At 68.2% G+C, this 20354-nt stretch carries 20 protein-coding genes; 16 read left to right on the top strand and 4 right to left on the bottom strand.

The window, feature by feature from the left end; all coding sequences use genetic code 11:
* The first annotated feature begins 106 nt into the window (after nt 1-106).
* Entirely contained in the window at nt 107-1186 is a 1080-nt protein-coding gene (gene prfA, locus CCK91_RS10445) for a peptide chain release factor 1 (protein WP_071262434.1), read from the top strand.
* Nucleotides 1187-1251: 65 nt separating this feature from the next.
* Here the strand turns inward: prfA and CCK91_RS10440 are convergent, their stop codons facing one another.
* The 3 genes from CCK91_RS10440 to cysK form a co-directional block, all read right to left on the bottom strand.
* The gene (locus CCK91_RS10440) at nt 1252-2808 is read right to left on the bottom strand and encodes an ABC-F family ATP-binding cassette domain-containing protein (RefSeq protein WP_086473964.1); all 1557 of its coding nucleotides are present in this window, start codon (nt 2806-2808) and stop codon (nt 1252-1254) included.
* An 88-nt stretch (nt 2809-2896) separates the two neighbouring features.
* Nucleotides 2897-3463, bottom strand: coding sequence for a serine O-acetyltransferase EpsC (gene epsC / locus CCK91_RS10435; RefSeq protein ID WP_079707200.1), 567 nt, complete (start codon nt 3461-3463; stop codon nt 2897-2899).
* Nucleotides 3464-3472: 9 nt separating this feature from the next.
* A complete protein-coding gene (gene cysK, locus CCK91_RS10430) occupies nt 3473-4411 on the bottom strand; it encodes a cysteine synthase A (RefSeq protein WP_079707199.1) in 939 nt (312 codons plus the stop codon).
* 163 nt (nt 4412-4574) lie between these two features.
* On the opposite strand from cysK, the gene prmC reads away from it, so the two are divergent.
* Nucleotides 4575-5480, top strand: a complete 906-nt coding sequence (prmC, locus tag CCK91_RS10425; RefSeq protein WP_242664509.1) for a peptide chain release factor N(5)-glutamine methyltransferase — start codon at nt 4575-4577, stop codon at nt 5478-5480.
* A 180-nt stretch (nt 5481-5660) separates the two neighbouring features.
* Here the strand turns inward: prmC and CCK91_RS10420 are convergent, their stop codons facing one another.
* Nucleotides 5661-6299: an HAD-IA family hydrolase gene (locus CCK91_RS10420; RefSeq protein ID WP_240044036.1), complete on the bottom strand. Its 639-nt coding sequence runs from the start codon at nt 6297-6299 to the stop codon at nt 5661-5663.
* A gap of 125 nt (nt 6300-6424) precedes the next feature.
* Between CCK91_RS10420 and CCK91_RS10415 the strand changes: the two genes are divergently transcribed.
* The 14 genes from CCK91_RS10415 (at nt 6425) to atpD (ending at nt 20354) form a co-directional block, all read left to right on the top strand.
* A complete protein-coding gene (locus tag CCK91_RS10415; RefSeq protein WP_086473961.1) occupies nt 6425-7222 on the top strand; it encodes a glycosyltransferase family 2 protein in 798 nt (265 codons plus the stop codon).
* Entirely contained in the window at nt 7219-8190 is a 972-nt protein-coding gene (locus CCK91_RS10410; RefSeq protein ID WP_133059976.1) for an NAD-dependent epimerase/dehydratase family protein, read from the top strand. Before CCK91_RS10415 ends, CCK91_RS10410 begins: the two co-directional genes overlap by 4 nt.
* 12 nt (nt 8191-8202) lie before the next feature.
* Nucleotides 8203-10023 carry a polysaccharide biosynthesis protein gene (locus tag CCK91_RS10405; RefSeq protein WP_086473959.1) on the top strand — a complete coding sequence of 607 codons (1821 nt, stop codon included), beginning with the start codon at nt 8203-8205 and terminating at the stop codon, nt 10021-10023.
* Nucleotides 10020-11006, top strand: a complete 987-nt coding sequence (locus CCK91_RS10400; protein WP_086473958.1) for an MraY family glycosyltransferase — start codon at nt 10020-10022, stop codon at nt 11004-11006. The genes CCK91_RS10405 and CCK91_RS10400 overlap by 4 nt, the downstream gene beginning before the upstream one ends.
* Before the next feature lie 73 nt (nt 11007-11079).
* Nucleotides 11080-11748 (top strand): L-threonylcarbamoyladenylate synthase, encoded by a 669-nt coding sequence (locus CCK91_RS10395; RefSeq protein ID WP_085513240.1) that lies wholly within the window; start codon nt 11080-11082, stop codon nt 11746-11748.
* Nucleotides 11745-13010: an MraY family glycosyltransferase gene (locus CCK91_RS10390; RefSeq protein ID WP_086473957.1), complete on the top strand. Its 1266-nt coding sequence runs from the start codon at nt 11745-11747 to the stop codon at nt 13008-13010. Before CCK91_RS10395 ends, CCK91_RS10390 begins: the two co-directional genes overlap by 4 nt.
* Nucleotides 13007-13492, top strand: coding sequence for a hypothetical protein (locus CCK91_RS10385; protein ID WP_086473956.1), 486 nt, complete (start codon nt 13007-13009; stop codon nt 13490-13492). The genes CCK91_RS10390 and CCK91_RS10385 overlap by 4 nt, the downstream gene beginning before the upstream one ends.
* Before the next feature lie 274 nt (nt 13493-13766).
* Nucleotides 13767-14546 (top strand): F0F1 ATP synthase subunit A, encoded by a 780-nt coding sequence (atpB, locus tag CCK91_RS10380; RefSeq protein ID WP_175117868.1) that lies wholly within the window; start codon nt 13767-13769, stop codon nt 14544-14546.
* 46 nt (nt 14547-14592) lie between these two features.
* Nucleotides 14593-14826, top strand: coding sequence for an ATP synthase F0 subunit C (gene atpE, locus CCK91_RS10375; RefSeq protein ID WP_064295310.1), 234 nt, complete (start codon nt 14593-14595; stop codon nt 14824-14826).
* 30 nt (nt 14827-14856) lie between these two features.
* Nucleotides 14857-15408, top strand: coding sequence for a F0F1 ATP synthase subunit B (locus CCK91_RS10370; protein WP_064295311.1), 552 nt, complete (start codon nt 14857-14859; stop codon nt 15406-15408).
* On the top strand, nt 15408-16205 hold the full coding sequence (locus CCK91_RS10365) for a F0F1 ATP synthase subunit delta (RefSeq protein WP_071262369.1): 798 nt from the start codon (nt 15408-15410) through the stop codon (nt 16203-16205). The genes CCK91_RS10370 and CCK91_RS10365 overlap by 1 nt, the downstream gene beginning before the upstream one ends.
* A gap of 109 nt (nt 16206-16314) precedes the next feature.
* Nucleotides 16315-17943: a F0F1 ATP synthase subunit alpha gene (gene atpA, locus CCK91_RS10360; RefSeq protein WP_086473955.1), complete on the top strand. Its 1629-nt coding sequence runs from the start codon at nt 16315-16317 to the stop codon at nt 17941-17943.
* Between the two features lie 3 nt (nt 17944-17946).
* Entirely contained in the window at nt 17947-18840 is an 894-nt protein-coding gene (locus tag CCK91_RS10355; RefSeq protein WP_086473954.1) for a F0F1 ATP synthase subunit gamma, read from the top strand.
* A 47-nt stretch (nt 18841-18887) separates the two neighbouring features.
* Nucleotides 18888-20354 carry a F0F1 ATP synthase subunit beta gene (gene atpD, locus CCK91_RS10350; RefSeq protein ID WP_079707188.1) on the top strand — a complete coding sequence of 489 codons (1467 nt, stop codon included), beginning with the start codon at nt 18888-18890 and terminating at the stop codon, nt 20352-20354.

The raw sequence follows: 20354 nt of genomic DNA, 5'->3' as shown, positions 1-20354 counted from the left end.
TCCCGACCGACCCCATCCGTACCCGCGCCGCACCGGCGTCGGGAACGGGTGGGGTCGGTCCCGTTTCGCCCCCGGTGCCGCATGATGGTGATGAAGGAAGAGAACGATGTTCGAATCAGTTGAGACGCTCGTCGCCGAGCACAAGGATCTCCAGGATCAGCTCGCCGACCCGGCGGTCCACGCCGACCCCGCGCGGTCGAAGAAGATCAACCGCCGCTACGCCGAGTTGTCGAAGATCATCGCGGCCTACCACACCTGGCAGGCGACGCAGGAGGACCTCGACGCCGCTCGGGAACTCGCCAAGGAGGACGAGGCGTTCGCCGAGGAGGTGCCGGTGCTCGAGGAGCTGCTGGTGACCAACCAGGAGAAGCTCCGCCGTCTGCTCATCCCGCGCGACCCCGACGACGGCCGCGACGTCATCATGGAGATCAAGGGTGGCGAGGGCGGCGCCGAGAGCGCGCTCTTCGCCGCCGACCTGCTCCGGATGTACCTGCACTACGCGGAGTCCAAGGGGTGGAAGACCGAGCTCCTCGAACGCACCGAGAGCGACCTCGGCGGCTACAAGGACGTCCAGGTGGCGATCAAGTCGAACGCGACCGACCCGTCGCAGGGGGTCTGGGCGCACCTCAAGTACGAGGGCGGCGTGCACCGCGTGCAGCGTGTGCCGGCCACCGAGTCCCAGGGCCGCATCCACACCTCCACCACGGGTGTCCTCGTCTTCCCCGAGGTCGATGAGCCGGAGGAGGTCGAGATCAGTCAGAACGACCTGAAGATCGACGTCTACCGGTCGAGCGGCCCCGGCGGTCAGTCGGTCAACACCACGGACTCCGCGGTGCGGATCACCCACCTGCCGACCGGCATCGTGGTGTCGATGCAGAACGAGAAGAGCCAGCTGCAGAACCGTGAGGCCGGCATGCGCGTGCTCCGTGCCCGCATCCTCGCGCGTCAGCAGGAGGAGCAGGCGGCGCTCGACAGCGCGGCACGCAAGACGCAGATCCGCACGATGGACCGCTCCGAGCGCATTCGAACCTACAACTTCCCCGAGAACCGCATCGCCGACCACCGGACCGGATACAAGGCGTACAACCTCGACGGCGTCATGAACGGCGCGCTCGGGCCGATCATCGAATCGGCGATCACCGCCGACGAGGAAGCGCGCCTGGCCGACATCGGCGACCAGGACTAGCACTCGAGAGCGCAGTCGTGGTCGTCATCCCGCTCGGATGACGACCACGACTGCGCTTTCGTCGTTCAGCCGATGCGCAGTCGCTTCGTCGCGACCTTGTCGGCGAAGAACCGGTCGTGACTGACCACGACGATGGCGCCGGGGAAGTGCACGAGTGCGCGCTCCATCACCTGCGTGCTCGCGAGGTCCAGGTGGTTCGTCGGTTCGTCGAGGAGGAGCACCGACGCTCCGGAGAGCAGGCACTGGGCCATGGCGACGCGGGCGCGCTGCCCACCCGAGAGCATCCCGATCTTCTGCTTGAGCTCGGCGTCGGAGAACTGGAACATGCCGAGGAAGCGGTTCACCGACTTCTTCGTCGCCGCGAAGGCGAGGCTGTCGGGCATGGCGCCGACGGCGTGTGCCACCGTGTCGGTGAGGTCCAGCTCGTCGACCATCTGGTTGTAGGACGCGTATCGGACCCCACCGGTCCACGTGACGTGACCGGCGTCGGGGCGTTCGTCGCCCTCGAGGATCCGGAGGAACGTGGACTTGCCCGCGCCGTTCGGCCCGTGGACAACGATGCGTTCCCGGCGGCCGATCTCGAGGTCGAGTCCATCGAACAGCGTGTGGTCGCCGTAGGCCTTCGTGAGCCCCTGGATCCGGCAGAGCGTGTCCTTGATGTGCAGGCCGCCGTAGATGTCGGTGATGATGTCGTCGACCGGGCGCGGCGGTCTGGCCTTCTTGATCTTCGCCAGCTGCGAGGAGAGGTCCTTCTTCCCGGCGGCCTTGGCCGCCTCGCGACGGTCCGAGATGCCCTCGGCCTCGAAAGCGAGCAGCTCGGACTCATGGACGAACTGCGCCTCGAGGCTCTTGAGTCGGAACTGCTTCTGGACGACGTACTCGTCGAAGCTGCCGGGGTACTCGTGGAGGTGGAAGTTCTCGACCTCGACGATGCGCGTGACCACGGCGTCCAGGAAGGTCCGGTCGTGCGAGACGACGACCGCCGCGCCGCGGAACGAGCCGAACCAGGATTCGAGCCACTCGACCCCGGCGACGTCGAGGAAGTTCGTCGGCTCGTCGAGGAGCAGGACGTCCGGGCGCTCGAGGAGGATCTTCGCGAGCGCCGCCCGGTTGCGCCAACCACCGGAGAGCGAGTCGATGGGGAGCACACGGCGCGCGGTGTCGAAGCCGAGCGTGGTGAGGGCGGTGTCGATGTGGCGCTGGTAGTCCCAGCCGTCCTGGCGCTCCATCTCCTCGAAGAGCTCGGCCTGCCGTTCGATGAGCTTCGTCATCCCGTCGAGGTCGTTCGGGTCGGCGGCGATCGCGGCGTCGATGGATGCGAGTTCCGCCTCGATGGCGTGGATGTGACCGAAGAGTCCTTCGAGGACCTCGGTGATGGTGGCGCTGCCGTCGAGCTCCGAGAACTGGGAGAAGTACCCGATCCGGGTCCCGTCCTCGATGGTCACCGTGCCCGAGTCCGGCTGGAGCTGGTCGAGCGCGAGCTTCAGGAGGGTGGACTTGCCGGAGCCGTTCCGGCCGATGAGCCCGACCCGGTCGCCTGGCTCCAGCCGGAAGAAGACGTCGCGGAGCACCGGGCGCTCCTCGAACCGGACGGTGACGTCGTGCAGGCGGATGAGACTCATGGGGACCTCTCGAGTGGGATGCGGGTGGGATGCGTGAGATCGTCGTCCGGGGGAGGCGTGGGCGACGACTCGCCTCACCTCGCGCGGATCAGATGTGGTACTCGGGATCGAGCAACGCGAGGCCGTGGGCGCCGCTCCCGCGCGGGCGCTCGACCGCCGGGACGCCGAGCAGCAGGCTGCGGGGTGGGCAGGCCTTGGTGACGACGGCGTTCGCGCCGACGATGGTGCCCGCCCCGATCAGGATGGGCCCGAGGATCTTCGCGCCGGCCCCGACGGCGACGCCGTCACCGATGGTCGGGTGGCGCTTGCCGACGCCGCGGCTCTTCCCGCCGAGGGTCACGCCGTGGAAGATCATGACGTCGTCGCCCACCTCGGCCGTCTCGCCGATGACGACGCCCATGCCGTGGTCGATGAAGAACCGCCTGCCGATCCGGGCGCCCGGGTGGATCTCGATCCCGGTCAGGAACCGGGTGAACTGGGAGCCGAACCGGGCGAGCGTACGGAAGCCGCGCCGCCACAGGCGATGGTGCAGCCGGTACGCCCAGACGGCGTGCAGGCCGGAGTAGCTGAGTGCGATCTCGATGGTGCCGCGGGCCGCCGGATCGTGTGCGCGTGCGGCACCGATGTCCTCGCGGACCCGCGACAGCATTCCCATGCGTCGAGCCTAGTCGCGCAGGTCGTCGTACATCGTCGTCGACAGGTAGCGCTCGCCCGCGTCGGGGATGATGACGACGATGGTCTTGCCGGCCATCTCCGGACGGCGTCCGACCTCGAGGGCTGCCCACACCGCGGCGCCGGAGGACATGCCGCCGATGATGCCGTCGTCGGTCGCGAGGCGTCGTGCGGTCGCGTAGGCCGTGTCGGTCTCGACCGGGATGATCTCGCTGAACAACGAGGTGTCGAGGATGTCGGGCACGAAGTTCGGTCCGATGCCCTGGATCTTGTGTCCACCGGCGCGACCCTCGCTGAGCAGCGGGGAGTCCGCGGGTTCCACGGCGATGATCTGCACGTCGGGGTTGTGCTCGCGGAGCCAGCCACCGACGCCGGTGATCGTCCCGCCCGTCCCGATGCCCGCGACGAACGCGTCGACCGTGCCGGCGGTGTCCTCCCAGATCTCGGGTGCGGTCGTCCGCCGGTGGATGGCTGGGTTCGCCTCGTTCTCGAACTGCCTGACCCAGACGGCGCCGGGGTGCTCGGCGACGATGCGCTGCGCCTCCTGCACGGCGTTCGCCATGCCCTTGGTCGGATCGGTGAGGACGAGCTCGGCACCGTAGGCGCGGAGGAGGGTCCGGCGTTCCTTGCTCATCGAGGCCGGCATCGTGAGGATGACCCGGTAGCCGCGCGCGGCTCCCACGAGGGCGAGCGCGATGCCGGTGTTCCCGCTCGTCGACTCGACGATGGTCCCTCCGGGCTGCAGCTGGCCCGAGGCCTCCGCCGCATCGACGAGTGCGATGCCCAGGCGGTCCTTGACACTCGATCCGGGGTTGTAGAACTCCAGCTTCGCCAGGACGGTCGCGCCGACGCCCTCGGCGATGCGGTTCAGGCGGACGAGCGGGGTGCGGCCGTAGGCCTGGGTGATGTCGGTGTAGACGGTGCCGGTCACGGTGTTCCTCTTCCTCGAACGGGGCTCGGTTCAGCCTACGACCTGGTCGATCGGCGGTGTCCCGTGTGACGACGAGGGTTGCCGGCCCGAGGCCGCACCGAGGCGGTGGGGTAGGCTCGGTGCGGCCCACCCGACCAGGCCGCCCCAGATGATGACCTCGCTCATGCCCAGCACCCCTTCCGCCGCCGCCGACAATCCGTCCGCCGGCCATCCCGCGACCGTCGAACTCGCGCGCCAACACGCCGTCGAGATCCTCACCCGCGCAGCCGTGCCGTCGCCCGACGTCGACGCGGAGCTCCTCCTCGGACACGTGCTCGGCCTCGGTCGTGGTGCCGTGCAGGCCGCGGCGATCACCGGTCGCGTGCTCGACGCCGAGGAGCGCACCGTGTTCGCCGAACTGGTCGAGCGTCGGGCCGCGCGCGAACCGCTGCAGCACATCACGGGTCGCGCCGCGTTCCGTTCGATGGAACTCGCGGTCGGACCAGGCGTCTTCGTGCCGCGCCCCGAGACCGAGTCGGTCGTGCAGTTCGCGATCGACGCGCTCCGAGCCGTTCCGATCCCTCGGCCCATCGGCGTCGACCTCGGCACCGGCAGTGGAGCGATCGCCCTGGCGATGGCGACCGAGGTCCCGAACGCGGCGATCTACGCGACCGAGAACTCGGTCGAGGCGTTCATCTGGGCGCGACGGAACTTCGCCGAGTCCGGTGCCGACAACGCCACCGTCGTCTTCGAACACCTCGCCGACGCCTTCCACGAGCTCGACGGCGCGGTGGACGTCGTGATCTCGAACCCCCCGTACGTCCCGGACGACGCGATCCCGCGCGATCCCGAAGTGCGTCTCCACGACCCCTCGGCCGCGCTGTACGGCGGACCGGACGGCCTCGACGTGGTGCGCCAGGTGTCCGCCACCGCGCAGCGCCTGCTCCACCGGGGCGGCACGCTCATCATCGAGCACGGTGAACTCCAGGGGCAGGCCATCCGCGAGCTGCTCACGGCCGACGGCTGGCACGCGGCCGCGACCCACCGCGACCTCACCACCCGCGACCGCACGACCATCGCGATCCGCTGACCCGTCGCGAGCCCGCGCTTCTCCGCTTCGTGGGCCCCTCTTCCGGTCCCTGAGCCTGTCGAAGGGCGAGTCCGAGCCGTGGATCCGCCGCCCTTCGACAAGCTCAGGGACCGATGGGTCGGCTCAGGGACCGATGGTTCGGTTCAGGGACCGGTGGGACGCATCGCCCGGTGGGCCGAGTCAGGGTGTGGCCGCCACGAAGGCGTCGACCGCGGCGTCGAGTCCCGCGACGTCGAAGGCGCCTGAGGCGTCCTTCGTCAGCTGGAACGCGTGCATCCCCACGGCCTCGGCGCCCGCGCAGTTCGCCGCGGAGTCGTCGATGAGCATGGTGCGGCCGGGTGCGACGCCGTAGCGGCTGAGCGCCCGCGTGTAGACACGGGGCTCGGGCTTCTCCGCTCCGAGGACGGCGGACACGAGGTCGTTCTCGCCGAGGAGGGCTGCGGCCTCGGGAGCCAGCTGCGCGAAGGAGTCCCGGAACGGGATCGGATTGTTCGACAGCAGGGAGACCGTGCCGAGGGTCGCGGCACGGGCGAGGGTGGCCAGGACGCCGGGAACCGGGGTCATCGCCGCCGCGCGGGCCTCGCGCCACTCCTCGAGGGACAGCGGGTACCCGGTGACCTCGGCGAACACCGCCAGATAGTCGTCGCTCGTCGGGTACTCGCCGATGTTGGCCGCGGCCTCGTGGCCACCGACCCACCACTGCTTCGCGAGCCGGTACTGGCTCACGCCCGTCAACCGCGAGAGCGCCGGGAGGCGTTTCCGGAAGTCGTAGTCGTACAGGGTCTTGTCGCAGTCGAAGAAGAACACACGCTCTGGCACCACTCCAGTATGCGGCCCCGGACTCCCAGGACCGGACGCGGGCAGCACGTAGACTGACCAGGCGCGTCGGGCCCACGTCCGTCGTGCCTCGGCGGTGCCGTCCCCGCCGCCGGAGAGGGTGAACCGTGGACCGTCCTGTGACCGCCTGCATCGTCATGTACCGGAACGATCGCGACAAGCTGCGTGCGGCCATCGACTCGACCCTCGGCAGCCCGCTCGTCGAGACGCTCTACCTCGTCGACAACTCGCCGACGGACGAGCTCCGCGACCTCGCGGACGACCCGCGGGTCGAATACCTGCACAACCCCTCGAACCCAGGCTTCGGCGCCGCCCACAACCTCGCCATCGCGAAGGTCCTCGGGCGTTCGAAGTTCCACATGGTGGTCAACCCGGACGTGTACTTCGAGCCGGAGGCGATCGAGGAGCTCCACGAGTTCATGCTCGAGCACCCCGAGGTCGGGCACGTCATGCCGAAGGTGCTGTACCCCGACGGCTCCCTCCAGTACCTGGTGAAGCGGAACCCCTCCGTCTTCGACCTCTTCGCCCGCCGGTTCCTGCCCGGTCCGCTGAAGCCGCTCGTCGCGAAGCGCATGGCCCGCTACGAGTACCGCGACATCGACGAGAACCCGGCGCACGATTACAGCAAGACGATGTTCGACGTGCCCTACCTGTCGGGCTGCTTCATGTTCCTGCGGACCTCGACCCTGCACCGCGTCGGCTACTTCGACGAGCGGATCTTCATGTACATCGAGGACGCCGACCTCACCCGACGCTTCCTCCAGGTGTCCCGGACCGCCTATTACCCGGGGGCGACGATCCACCACCACTTCGCGAAGGGCTCGCATCACAACCGGAAGCTGATGTGGTACTCGATCCAGGGGGCGTTCGTGTACTTCCGCACGTGGGGGTGGCTCGGCCGATGAGCCGCGTGCTCGTGACCGGTGCGACCGGCTTCATCGGGACGAACCTCGTCCCCGTCCTCGAGGCGGCCGGCCACGAGGTCGTGCCGTTCTCGTTGCGCGGGTGGACGGGGGAGCCCCTCCCGGCGGACGTCGACGTCGTGGTGAACCTCGCCGGGAAGGCGCACGACCTCGACGGCACCGCCTCTCCCGAGGTGTACCGCCGGATCAACACCGACCTCGCCGAACGCGCGTACGTCGCCTTCCTGGCGTCGGACGCCACCACCTTCATCCAGCTGAGCAGCGTCGCCGCGGTGAACGAGGCGACGGTCGAGGGCGTGCTGGACGAGTCCGCCGAGCCCCACCCGGTGACCCCGTACGGGAAGTCGAAGCTCGCGGCCGAGCGGCTCCTGCTCGCCGTCGAACCGCCCGCCGGTCGCCGGACGATCGTCCTCCGCCCGACGATGGTGCACGGGCCGGGGGACAAGGGCAACCTGCGCCTCCTGTTCGGTCTGCTGTCCCGCGGCATCCCGTACCCGCTCGACGCCTTCCGGAACGAGCGCAGCTTCGTGTCGATCCAGAACCTCACGTGGGCGATCGAGACCATCATCGACACGCCCGCCGTCACGACGGGTGTCTACCTCGTCGCCGACGACGAGCCCGTGTCGACGGGGCACCTCGTCACCCTCATCGCCGAGGTCACCGGTCGCCGGGTCCGTCGTCTGGCCCTGCCGCCGGCACTCGTCCGGCTGGCGGCAGCCGTCGGCGATCGCGTCCCCGCCGTGCCGCTCAACTCCGGGCGTCTCGCGAAGCTCACCGAGGACTACCGCGTCTCCGGTGCCCGACTGCTCGGCGCACTCGGGCACGAGCGCATGCCGACGGCGACGGACGACGGTCTCCGGTCCTCGATCGCGGCCCTCGCCGCGGAGCGCGGTGCGCCCGGCCCCGACGCGCAGTCCGTGCGCAGCCAACGCGAAGCCGGCGATCGGTAGGATCGACACGTTATGACCTCCACGCTCCCCGACGCCCCCCGTAGATGGACGCAGGCGCCAGGCCCTCGTTTCGCCGCGAAGACCGCCCTCGACGCACTGTGCTGGGTGCTCGCCATCGTGGTCGCCCAGCTCGTCCGGTTCGAGCTCGAGTACGAGCGCGTGGCCCTCGTGGGGACGGTCCTCCTGTGCGTCATCGCCGTGGTCGCCCAGTTCATCGTGGCGTACCTGTGGAGCTACTACCACGGGCTGCACAGCTTCGGCAGTTTCTACGAGGCGAAACAGCTCATCGTCGTCGCCCTGATCGTCACCGCGATCCTCATCGCGGTCAACGCGGTCTTCGGCGTCGCGTGGGGGGTGCCACGGTCCACCACGGTGATCGCGTTCCCGTTCGCCATCGTCTTCATGGGCATCACGCGCTACGTCAAGCGACTCTTCGTCGACAGCCGCAGCCGGCCCATCGAGGCGCAGCGCGTCCTCGTCTACGGAGCCGGTGCGCTCGGCATGTCGATCATCCCTCGGCTCATGCGCGACCCGCAGTCCCCCTACCTCCCGGTGGGCGTCATCGACGACGACCCCTCGAAGCGCAACTTCCGCATCGCCTCCGTCGCCGTGGTCGGCACCGGAGCCGACCTGGTGGCGGCCGTCAAGCGAACCGGTGCGCAGGCACTCATCATCAGCATCGCCGACGTCGACAACGACTTCATCCGCCAGGTCAGCGAGCGAGCCGACGAGGCGAAGCTCCGCGTGCTCGTCGTCCCGCCCATCGACACGATGCTGGCTCCCGGCACGGGGGAGAGCGCGCCCAGCCTGCGCGATCTCAACGTCGAGGACTTCATCGGCCGCAACACCGTCGACCTCCAGGTCGAGAGCATCGCGGGGTACCTCACCGGCAAGCGCGTGCTCGTCACCGGTGCCGGCGGATCCATCGGCTCCGAGATCGCCCGCCAGGTCAACCAGTTCGGCCCGGCGGAGCTCGTCCTACTCGACCGCGACGAGACGGGGCTCCACACCACGCAGCTCTCGATCTCGGGCCACGGCCTGCTCGACACCAAGGAGGTCGTGCTCGCCGACATCCGCGACCTCCCCTCGCTCATGGAGATCTTCGAGGACCGCCGTCCCGACGTCGTCTTCCACGCGGCAGCGCTGAAGCACGCTCCGATGCTCGAGCAGTACCCCGACGAGGCCTGGAAGAACAACGTCCTCGGCACCTTGAACGTCCTCAACGCGGCGCGGGCCGTCGGCGTCGGCACCTTCGTCAACATCTCGACCGACAAGGCCGCGAACCCGACGACCGTCCTCGGTTACAGCAAGCGCATCGCCGAGAAGCTCACCGCGTGGATGAGCGCCCAGGAGACCGACGCACGGTACCTCTCGGTCCGGTTCGGCAACGTCATCGGCAGCCGTGGCTCGGCCATCCCGGCGTTCACCGCCCAGATCGAGGCCGGCGGTCCGGTCACGGTCACGCACCCCGACGTCACCCGTTTCTTCATGACGATCCCCGAAGCGTCGAAGCTCGTCATCCAGGCCGGCGCGATCGGCGACCCGGGCGAGGTCCTCATCCTCGACATGGGCCGTCCGGTCCGCATCCTCGACGTCGCCAAGCGCATGATCGCCGCTTCAGGTAAGGACGTCGAGATCGTGTACACCGGTCTCCGGCACGGCGAGAAGCTGCACGAGGTCCTCATCGACACCGACGAGATCGCCGACCGCTCGAAGCACCCGAAGGTCTCGCACACGCGGATCCAGCCGCTCGACCCGGCACTGCTCGACATCGACGTCTGGCGGGAGACGATCGCCGACGAGGGCGCCGGCACCCACCACCTGGTGCAATGACGGTTGCCATCCTGGCGGGGGTGCTCGCCCTCGTCGTGAGCCTGTTGTCCCAGCTCGCCATCCGCCCGATCCTCATCCGTCGGGCGGTCCTCGACACCCCGAATCACCGGTCCATGCACGTCACGCCGACGATCCGCGGGGGAGGGATCGGCGTCGCGCTCGCGGTCGCCGTCGGTCTCGGCACGGCCGCGGTCCTGCTCCACAGCCTCCCGCTCTGGATCGTCGCCGCCGTGTCGGTCGTGAACGCTGCCATCGGGGCCGTGGAGGACGTCCGCGGACTCCCCGTCCGGGTGCGCTTCGGGTTGCAGGTCCTGCTCGGACTCGTGGCGACCTGGGTGCTCGTCGTCTCGATGGCCGCGAGTTTCTGGTGGATCCCACTCGGGATCCTGGCACTCGTCGCCTACACGAACATCGCGAACTTCATGGACGGCGTCAACGGCATCTCCTCGATGCACGGCACGGTCGTGGGCGGGTTCTACGCCGGTCTCGGTGCCGTGGCCGGACTCCCGGGCGTCACCGCAGCCGGCCTCGTCGTGGCGGCCGCGTTCCTCGGGTTCCTGCCGTGGAACCTCGCTCGGCGCCGGATGTTCCTCGGCGACGTCGGCAGCTACCTCCTCGGCGGCTCCCTGGTCGCGGTCGCCATCTACGCGGCCTTCAGCGGAATCTCCTTCGTCGCACTGATCGGCCCGGTCCTCGTGTACGTCGCCGACACCGGCACGACGATCATCGCGCGCTGGCGGCGGGGGGAGCCGCTGCACGAGGCACATCGCAGCCACGTGTACCAGCGTCTCGCCGCCGGTGGTCTCGGTCATCTCGGGTCCACCGCCGTCGTCAGCGTCGCGACCCTCGCCACCGGGCTCCTCGGGGTGGTCGTCGCGACGGGCGCCTGGCCCGTCAAGGTCCTCGCCGTGCTCGGCATCCTGCTCGTCCTCGCCGTCTACCTGTGCCTGCCCAGACTGCTCGGAAGACGCCCGAGGCTATGATTGAGCGTCGTCACCCCGATCATCCGGCCGACTGATCACCGATCGGCGGCCCCGTTCAGCCAGGACCCACCACATGCCGCAGACCTTCGATTGCCAGGATCACGCGCAGTTGCTCGCCGGGATGCGCCTGGCGCGGACGGCCCTGGCCCGGGGTGAGCTGGTCGTGCTCCCGACCGACACGGTGTACGGAGTGGCTGCCGACGCGTTCTCGCCGGCCGCGGTGCAGCGCCTCCTCGACGCGAAGGGCCGGACCCGGCAGTCACCGCCGCCCGTCCTCGTCTCGGGTGTGAACACGCTCGAGGCCTTGGCGGCGTCCGTCCCCGATGCCGTGCACAGGCTCGTCGAGGCATTCTGGCCCGGCGGCCTGACCATCGTGCTCGAAGCCCAGCCGTCGCTCGCCTGGGACCTCGGCGAGACCGCGGGCACGGTCGCGCTCCGGATGCCGTCGAACCCGGTGACCCTCGAACTCCTGCAGGACACCGGCCCGCTCGCGGTCTCCTCGGCGAACCTCACCGGCCGACCGGCCGCCACGTCCGCCGCTGCCGCGCTCGAGATGCTCGGCGACTCGGTCTCGGTCTACCTCGACGGCGGCGAGAGCGGCGAGCAGTCGTCGACGATCATCGACGCGACCCGACTCGGCACGGCAGACGAACGGATCGTCGTCCTGCGCGACGGAGCCGTCTCCCGCGAGGCGATCCGCGACGTGGTGGGCGATCTCCTCCCCGAGCCTCGCGAGCCATGAACCAGTTCTCCGGGTACCTCATCGTGCTCGTCGTGAGCGCGGGCATCACCTTCGGCTTCGCCCACCTCGCGCGGCGGGTCGGGGTGAAGTACGGTCTCCACCCACCGATCCGCGAACGGGACGTCCATCAGACGCCGACGCCGCGCCTCGGCGGGGTCGCGATGTTCATCGGCATCCTCGTCGCCTTCGGCGTGGCCTGGCAGCTGCCGTTCTTCGACCTCGTGTTCGCCGATCCGGAGCCGGTGCTGGCGATCCTCGGGGCGGCCCTGTTCATCGTCGGGATCGGCGTCGCCGACGACCTCTGGGACCTCGACTGGATGATCAAGCTCGCCGCGCAGTTCATGGCGGCAGGGCTCGTCGCCTGGCTCGGTGTGCAGATCTACTCCTTGCCCATCGGTGGCCTGACGGTCGGCTCGTCGTGGGTGTCCTTCTCGATGACGGTCTTCGCCATCGTGCTCGTGATGAACGCGATCAACTTCGTCGACGGGCTCGACGGGCTCGTCGCCGGTGTCGCCGTCATCGCGAACACCGTGTTCTTCGTCTACACCCAGCTGCTCGTGACCTCCACCGGGGCGAGCGACTACTTCAACCTCGCCTCGTTGATCGCCGCGATCCTCGTCGGTGCGTGCCTCGGCTTCCTCCCGCTCAACTGGCACCCCGCCAGGCTGTTCATGGGCGACGCCGGTGCCCTGCTCGTCGGTCTCCTCATGGCGACCTCCGCGGCCGCCGTGACCGGACAGGTCGACCCGGCCGCCCTCGGCCGCACGCAGCTGTTGCCCGCGTTCATCCCGATCCTGCTGCCGTTCGCCATCCTCGTCGTGCCGCTCGCCGACTTCGTCCTGGCCGTCCTCCGTCGTCTCCGTGCCGGCAAGTCGCCGTTCAGCGCCGACCGGATGCACCTCCACCACCGGCTGCTCGACCTCGGTCACAGCCAGGTGCACGCCGTCCTCATCTTCTACGGCTGGACGGTCGTCATCTCCGTCGGATGCCTGGCGTTCTTCGCGGCCCCGACCTGGCTTGCCGTGCTCTTCGTCTCCGTGGGCGTCGTCACCTGCACCGCGTTCACCCTCCTGCCGATCGGTCGCCGCAGGCGCGCAGACCGGCTCGCGCAGCGCGTGGCCGCCGGCACGGAGGGGGCTCCCGGGTCGGCGCTGTACGATCGGCTCGACGAGGCCTCCGGGCAGCGCGACCCCGAGGCGCCCGTGAGCGGCGACACCCTCGACACCCTCGACTCTCTCGCCAAGAAGGACCAGCACCCATGACTCCTCCCGCCCAGGCCGGCTCGCACGCGAGCGCCAATCGGGTCTTCCGCACGGCACTCCGGTACAGCGCGCTCCTCGCGCTCGTGATCGCCGTCGTCGGGGGAGTGGTCGGCTGGAGCGTCGACGGTTCCCGTGGGCTGACGAGCGCGCTCATCGGCACCGCGATGGCGCTCGTGTTCCTCGGCATCACCTCGGTGAGCATCCTCTTCGCCAACCGCTGGTCCGGCCAGGAGTTCTTCGTCGGGATCCTGTTCGGGGTGGTGATGGGCAGCTGGCTCGTGAAGTTCGTCATCTTCCTCGTCCTGGGCTTCATCCTGAAGGACCAGCCCTGGGTCAACGCACCGATCCTGTTCGGCAGCGTCATCGTCGGCGTCGTCGGTTCGCTCGTGATCGACGCCGTCGTGGCGGCGAAGGTGCGGGTGCCCTACGTCTCGGACGACATCCTCCCGAAAGCGTCGCCGCAGGACTCCGACCCGAGCTGACGCCGCGGACGCATCCTGTCGCGTGGGAGCATGCCGGAACCGGTATCCAGGGCGCGGCCGGGGTCGCGGCTCGGAATATAGCCGTGGAATACCACCCCTGGGTTCGTCGGGGCCCGGTTTCCTTGCTAGACTCGTCAACGAATCCTCCCACTAGCACCGCTTCGGCGTGCGGCGAGGAGACATCCCCCCTGTTCGTCGCCGCGAGAGCTCTGCTCCACGCCCCCGAAACTGGAGATACGTGCTGTTCGCTAACGCCGTGCACCTGATCGCACCGATGGCCGCCGAAGATGGCGAGTTCCACGGTCCGTCGATCGACGAGTTCTTCCCCGACATCATCCTCTTCGAGGGCACGCCCTTCGCGATCAACCGGGTCATCCTGATCCGGTTCATCGCGGTGATCGCGCTCCTCCTGTTCTTCTGGCTGTCGACGCGCAAGATGCGCCTCGTCCCCGGCCGCGCACAGAGCCTCGCCGAGATGGGGCTCGGCTTCGTCCGAGTCAACATCGCGGAAGACCTGCTCGGCAAGAAGGACGGCCTCCGGTTCCTGCCGATCCTGACGACCATCTTCTTCATGGTCCTCGCGATGAACCTGACGGGCATCATCCCCGGGCTGAACCTGGCCGGTACCTCGGTCATCGGTGTCCCGCTCGTGCTCGCGCTGGTGTCCTACGTCACCTTCATCTACGCCGGTATCAAGAAGAGTCCGGGCAAGTTCTTCAAGAACTCCCTCTTCCCCTCCGGGGTGCCGTGGCCGGTGTACATCATCGTCACGCCGATCGAGCTCATCTCGACCTTCGTCATCCGCCCGCTCACGCTGACGCTCCGACTCCTCATGAACATGATCGTCGGGCACCTGCTCCTCGTCCTGTTCTTCGCGGCGACCCAGTTCTTCATCGTGAACCTCGGCGGATGGTTCGCCCTCATGGGCGTCGGGACGCTGGCCTTCGGCCTCGTCTTCACCCTCTTCGAGCTCCTGGTCGCAGTCCTCCAGGCCTACGTCTTCACCCTCCTCACCGCGGTCTACATCCAGCTCGCGGTCGCAGAAGAGCACTAATCGAGCCCGGCACCCGCCAGGTCTCACCCAACGGAAGGAAACAAACGTGGACGCAACTACCGTTCTCGCCGCCCTTGAAGGAAACATCGCGACGGTCGGTTACGGTCTCGCAGCCATCGGCCCCGCCATCGGTGTGGGTATCGTCGTCGGCAAGACGATCGAAGGCACCGCGCGTCAGCCCGAGCTGGGTGGTCGTCTCCAGGTCCTCATGTGGATCGGTATCGCCTTCACCGAGGCGCTCGCCTTCATCGGCATCGCGACCTACTTCATCTTCGTCTAAGCCCCCTTTCACATCTCCGAAGGAGGCAAGATGTTTGATGCAGTGATCATCGCTGCTGAAGAGGGCGCTCCAACGAACCCTCTCATCCCAGCGGTCTACGACATCGTCTGGTCTGCCGTCGTCTTCATCATCATCCTCGGCTTCTTCTGGAAGCTGGTCCTGCCCAAGGTGCAGAAGCTCCTCGACGACCGCGCAGCGGCCATCGAGGGCAACATCGCCAAGGCCGATGAAGCGCAGAAGCAGGCCGAAGCGGCGCTCGAGCAGTACAACGCTCAGCTCGCCGAAGCCCGTCAGGAAGCCGGCCGCATCCGCGAGCAGGCTCGTGTCGAGGGTCAGACGATCCTCGCCGAGCTCAAGGAGCAGGCCACGGTCGAAGCCGCTCGCGTCACCGCGAGCGCTCAGGCACAGATCGAAGCCGAGCGTCAGGCGGCCGTCGTGTCGCTGCGTGCCGAGGTCGGCACGCTCGCACTCGACCTCGCCAGTGGCGTCATCGGCGAGACGCTGAACGACGACGCGAAGGCCACGGCGGTCGTCGACCGGTTCCTCGCGGACCTCGAAGCGTCGGAGAAGGCAGCCAAGTAATGGGAAGCGCGACCAGAGAAGCACTCGCCTCGTCGAAGGAGGCCCTCGCCGCCCTCGGCGCCGGGGCCGATCTGGCCACCGCGGACGGACTGTTCGCAGCGGGCCGGGCCATCGGCGGCTCGAGCCACCTGAGCGCAGCGCTCAGCGACCCCGCAGCCGACGCCGGTGCCAAGCGCACCGTCGTCGAGCGGATCTTCGGCACCCAGCTGAGCGCTCAGGCGCTCGGCCTGCTGCAGACCGTCGTCTCCGGCCGCTGGTCCAGCGAGGCCGACCTGCTCGCAGGCATCGAGGAGCTCGGCCTCCGGGCCGCCTCGATCTCCGCCGGCGCTCAGGGCGACATCGAGGCCGAGTTGTTCGAGTTCGGGAAGCTCGTGTCGAGCAACCACGAGCTCGAACTCGCCCTCAGCAGCAAGCTCGGCTCGTCCGCTGCGAAGGGCGCCCTCGCGGCGTCGCTCCTCGCGGGCAAGGCGAGCCCGCAGACCGTCAGCATCGTCGGTCAGCTCGTGCAGCAGCCCCGCGACCGTCGGATCGGAGAACTGCTCCGGTACGCATCAGGCATCGTCGCCGACCAGCAGGGCCTCGCGGTCGCCACGGTCACGGCAGCCGCACCGATCGAGGCGTCGCAGCTCCAGCGCCTCGAGCGCCACCTCGCCACGGCCTACGGCCGTCAGGTGAAGATCAACCAGGTGATCGACCCCGCCGTCGTCGGTGGACTGCGCGTGCAGCTCGGGGACGACGTCATCGACGGCAGCCTCGCTGCCCGACTGAACGACCTCCGTCTGCAACTGGCCGGCTAACGGCCCGTGCAGCGCGGGGACCGGCCCGACGGTCTCCACAACTCAAGACGTTGATCCTGACGGATCGCACCTCTCGGAACCCCCGGGTTCCACAACCAAAAGGAACATGATGGCAGAACTCACGATCAGCCCAGACGAGATCCGGGATGCTCTCAAGGACTTCGTCAAGGCCTACGAGCCCGGCACCACCGCGGCCACCGAGGTCGGACGCGTGATCGATGCCGCTGACGGCATCGCCCACGTCGAGGGCCTCCCGGGCGCCATGGCGAACGAGCTCCTCCGCTTCGCGAACGGCACCCTGGGCCTCGCGCTCAACCTCGACGAGCACGAGATCGGCGTCGTCGTCCTCGGTGAGTTCGACGAGATCGTCGAAGGCATGGACGTCACCCGCACGGGCGAGGTCCTCTCGGTCCCCGTCGGCGACGGCTACCTCGGCCGTGTCGTCGACACGCTCGGCAACCCGATCGACGGCCTCGGCGAGATCGCCAGCACCGGCCGCCGCGCGCTGGAGCTCCAGGCTCCCGGCGTCATGCAGCGCAAGTCGGTGCACGAGCCGCTCCAGACCGGCATCAAGGCGATCGACGCCATGATCCCCGTCGGCCGCGGCCAGCGTCAGCTGATCATCGGCGACCGCCAGACCGGCAAGACCGCGATCGCGATCGACACCATCATCAACCAGAAGGCCAACTGGGACTCGGGCGACGTCAACAAGCAGGTCCGCTGCATCTACGTCGCCATCGGCCAGAAGGGCTCGACCATCGCATCCGTCAAGGGTGCGCTGGAAGAGGCCGGCGCGCTCGAGTACACGACGATCGTCGCCTCGCCTGCGTCCGACCCGGCCGGCTTCAAGTACCTCGCCCCCTACACCGGTTCGGCCATCGGCCAGCACTGGATGTATGAGGGCAAGCACGTCCTGATCATCTTCGACGACCTGTCGAAGCAGGCCGAGGCCTACCGTGCCGTCTCCCTCCTCCTCCGTCGTCCGCCGGGACGCGAGGCCTACCCGGGTGACGTCTTCTACCTGCACTCCCGTCTGCTGGAGCGTTGCGCGAAGCTGTCCGACGAGCTCGGCGCCGGTTCGATGACGGGTCTGCCCATCATCGAGACCAAGGCGAACGACGTCTCGGCGTACATCCCCACCAACGTGATCTCGATCACCGACGGCCAGATCTTCCTGCAGTCCGACCTCTTCAACTCCAACCAGCGCCCCGCGGTCGATGTCGGTATCTCCGTCTCGCGCGTCGGTGGCGACGCTCAGGTGAAGAGCATCAAGAAGGTCTCCGGAACGCTGAAGCTCGAGCTCGCGCAGTACCGTTCGCTCGAAGCGTTCGCGATGTTCGCATCCGACCTCGACGCGGCCAGCCGCCGTCAGCTCGCCCGTGGCGCCCGCCTCACCGAGCTGCTCAAGCAGCCGCAGTACTCGCCGTACCCCGTCGAGGAGCAGGTCGTGTCGATCTGGGCCGGAACCAAGGGCAAGCTGGACGACGTCCCGGTCGAGGACGTCCTCCGCTTCGAGCGCGAGCTGCTCGACTACCTGGGTCGGAACACCGAGGTCCTCACCACGCTGCGCGACACGAACGTGCTCGACGACGACACCGTCTCGAAGCTCGATGCCGCTGTCGACCAGTTCAAGCTCGAGTTCCAGACGGGCGAGGGCGCTGCCCTCGGTTCGGAGCAGGTCGAGGAGCTCCCGGTTGAAGACGTCAACCAGGAGAAGATCGTGAAGGGTCGCCGCTAGTCCATGGGCGCTCAACTCCGGGTCTACACGCAGAAGATCAAGTCTGCGCAGACGACCAAGAAGATCACGAAGGCGATGGAGCTCATCGCCGCGTCGCGCATCCAGAAGGCGCAGGCGCGGGTGGCGGCATCCGGACCCTATTCTCGTGCGATCACTCGTGCCGTGTCCGCCGTCGCGACGTACTCCAACGTCGACCACGTGCTCACGACCGAGCCGGAGAAGGTTGAGCGGGCTGCGGTCGTCGTGTTCGCATCCGACCGAGGCCTCGCCGGCGCCTTCAACTCGCAGGTCCTCCGTGAGGCCGCCGAGCTGACCGAGCTCCTGCGCAGCCAGGGCAAGGACGTCACGCACTACCTCGTGGGCCGCAAGGCCGTCGCCTACTTCACGTTCCGACGGATGCAGGCTGCAGGGCAGTGGGTCGGCAACACGGAGAACCCCGACTTCGCCACGGCGCAGGAGATCAGCGAGTCCATCCTCAAGGCGTTCCTCACGGACGCCTCCGAGGGCGGCGTCGACGAGATCCACATCGTCTACAACCGCCTCGTGAGCATGATGACGCAGACCCCCGAGGTCGTCCGTCTCCTGCCGCTCGAGGTCGTCGAAGGCGTCGAAGAGCCCACCGACACCGCTGTGCTGCCGCTGTACGAGTTCGAGCCGGATGCGGAGAGCGTGCTCGATGCACTGCTTCCGAACTACATCGAGAGCCGGATCTTCAACGCGCTGTTGCAGTCCTCCGCCGCGAAGCACGCCGCGACGCAGAAGGCGATGAAGTCGGCCAGCGACAACGCCGACAAGCTCATCACCGACTACACCCGCCTCCGCAACAACGCGAGGCAGGCCGAGATCACCCAGCAGATTTCCGAAATCGTTGGCGGCGCAGACGCGCTCTCGTCCTAGTCATCGCAACACGCACACGTATCTGTAGAGACAGAGAAGAGAAGAACATGACTCCCACCGCAACTGCCGAGCAGGGCGCTGCAGAGGTGAAGGCCGGCGCCGTCGGTCGCATCTCCCGCGTCACCGGCCCGGTCGTCGACATCGAGTTCCCGCACGACGCGATCCCGGGCATCTACAACGCCCTGAAGACCAGCGTCGTGATCGGCGAGCAGACGATGGTCCTCACGCTCGAGGTCGCACAGCACCTCGGTGACGACCTCGTCCGCGCCATCGCCCTGAACCCCACGGACGGCCTCGTCCGCGGCCAGGAGGTCACCGACACGGGTTCGCCCATCTCGGTGCCCGTCGGCGACGTCACCAAGGGCAAGGTCTTCAACGTCATCGGCGAGGTGCTCAACGCCGAGCCCGGCGAGCAGATCGAGATCACCGAGCGCTGGCCGATCCACCGTCAGCCGCCGCCCTTCGACCAGCTCGAGTCGAAGACGCAGCTGTTCGAGACCGGCATCAAGGTCATCGACCTCCTGACGCCGTACGTCCTCGGTGGCAAGATCGGTCTCTTCGGTGGTGCCGGTGTCGGCAAGACCGTCCTCATCCAGGAGATGATCCAGCGCGTCGCGCAGGACCACGGTGGTGTGTCGGTGTTCGCCGGTGTCGGCGAGCGCACCCGTGAGGGTAACGACCTCATCCACGAGATGGAAGAGGCGGGTGTCTTCGAGAAGACGGCCCTCGTGTTCGGCCAGATGGACGAGCCGCCGGGAACGCGTCTGCGCGTCGCCCTCTCCGCGCTGACGATGGCGGAGTACTTCCGCGACGTCCAGAAGCAGGACGTGCTGCTCTTCATCGACAACATCTTCCGCTTCACCCAGGCCGGTTCCGAGGTGTCGACCCTGCTCGGTCGCATGCCGTCGGCCGTGGGCTACCAGCCGAACCTCGCCGACGAGATGGGCCTCCTCCAGGAGCGCATCACCTCGACGCGCGGTCACTCGATCACCTCGCTGCAGGCGATCTACGTCCCCGCCGACGACTACACCGACCCGGCCCCGGCGACGACCTTCGCGCACCTCGACGCGACGACCGAGCTCTCCCGTGAGATCGCGTCGAAGGGTCTGTACCCGGCCGTCGACCCGCTGACGTCGACGAGCCGTATCCTCGACCCCCGCTACCTGGGTGCCGACCACTACCGCGTCGCCACCACGGTCAAGCAGATCCTCCAGAAGAACAAGGAACTGCAGGAGATCATCGCCATCCTCGGTGTCGACGAGCTCTCCGAGGAAGACAAGATCACGGTGTCGCGTGCGCGCCGGATCCAGCAGTTCCTCTCGCAGAACACCTACATGGCGAAGAAGTTCACGGGTGTCGAGGGCTCGACCGTCCCCCTGAAGGACACCATCGAGTCGTTCGACGCCATCGCCAAGGGTGAGTTCGACCACGTCGCCGAGCAGGCCTTCTTCAACGTCGGTTCCATCACCGACGTCGAGGAGAAGTGGGCGCAGATCCAGAAGGACAACGGCTAA

Origin of the sequence: Plantibacter elymi (nom. nud.), assembly GCF_900177795.1 — a bacterium.
Taxonomy (GTDB): domain Bacteria; phylum Actinomycetota; class Actinomycetes; order Actinomycetales; family Microbacteriaceae; genus Plantibacter; species Plantibacter elymi.
This window is presented reverse-complemented; position numbering and strand designations above follow the sequence as displayed.